This is a genomic window from Spirillospora sp. NPDC049652 (genome assembly GCF_040675125.1).
Classification (GTDB): Bacteria; Actinomycetota; Actinomycetes; order Streptosporangiales; family Streptosporangiaceae; genus Spirillospora.
The window spans coordinates 1-1,061 of record NZ_JBFAOF010001566.1 but is presented as its reverse complement, the minus strand read 5'-3'; the positions used below and the strand labels follow the sequence as shown (position 1 = coordinate 1,061).

At 73.0% G+C, this 1,061-nt stretch carries 2 protein-coding genes; one reads left to right on the top strand and one right to left on the bottom strand.

The genetic code is table 11. From position 1 onward, the window contains the following. On the top strand, positions 1-477 hold a 477-nt coding region (locus tag AB0J52_RS41970; protein WP_500188890.1), incomplete at its 5' end, for a PLP-dependent transferase. Positions 478-486: 9 nt separating this feature from the next. On the opposite strand, the gene AB0J52_RS41965 is transcribed toward AB0J52_RS41970, so the two are convergent. Then, positions 487-921, bottom strand: a complete 435-nt coding sequence (locus AB0J52_RS41965) for a MarR family winged helix-turn-helix transcriptional regulator (RefSeq protein WP_500188888.1) — start codon at positions 919-921, stop codon at positions 487-489. Positions 922-1,061 lie beyond the last annotated feature (140 nt).

The window sequence follows — 1,061 nt, the reverse complement described above, 5'->3', positions numbered from 1 at the left end:
CTGGCGTCGGCCGTCCGGACGTGGCGCAAGACGATCGGCGCGATCCCCGGGCCCATGGAGGCCTGGCTGGCGCACCGATCGCTGGCGACGCTCGCGCTGCGGCTCGACCGCCAGACCGCGAACGCCCTCGCGCTCGCGACCGCCCTGCGCGGACATCCGCTGGTCAGCGGCCTGCGCTATCCGGGCCTGCCCGGCGACCCGGCGCACGAACTCGCGTCCCGGCAGATGCGGCGGTTCGGCTGCGTCGTGTCGTTCACGCTGCCGTCACGGGAGGCCGCCGAGCGGTTCCTGGCCGCGCTGCGCCTGGTCGGCGAGGCGACCAGCTTCGGCTCGGTGCACAGCACCGCCGAGCGCCGCGCCCGCTGGGGCGGCGACGCCGTCCCGCCCGGCTTCGTCCGGTTCTCCTGCGGCATCGAGGACGCCGACGACCTGGTCGCGGACGTCCTGCTCGCCCTCGAAGCCGCCACCGACGACTGAGGCGCCCGGTCAGACGGTCTCCAGATGGGCGGCGAACCGCCGCAGCATCTCCGTCAGCGACCGGAACTCCTCCGGCGTGAAGCACTCGATCATGCGGGCGCGCTGGGCGGCGACGGCGTCCCGGACGCGCCGGTGCGCGCGCACGCCCTCCTCGGTCAGCTCGGCGGTGTCGCCGGTGAGCCGCGCCCAGCCGCGCCCGGCCAGCCGCTCGACCTGAGGACGCATCGTCGGCTCGTCCGGCGAGATGAACGCGTCGAGCGTCCGGTCCAGGTCGGCGATGGTGACGGGCTCGTACGACACGGTGTTGAGCACCTGCCAGCCGCGCCGGGTCAGGCCCTCCGCGGCGAGCAGCCTGCCGAGGTTCGCGTCGAGCGCCCGGTCGATGTGCCGCAGCCAGTACCCGAACGGACGCTCCTGGCGGACGTCGGTGAAGGTCTCGTTCATGTCCCCTCCAGAAATGCATGTACTTTAACAATGAATGTATGATGACATGCATGTCAAGCGCAGCGGACGACGAGGGGCCCCAGGACGACGCGGTCGCGGCCGTCGAGCGGGCGATGGTGGCGATCCGGCGCAGCCAGACC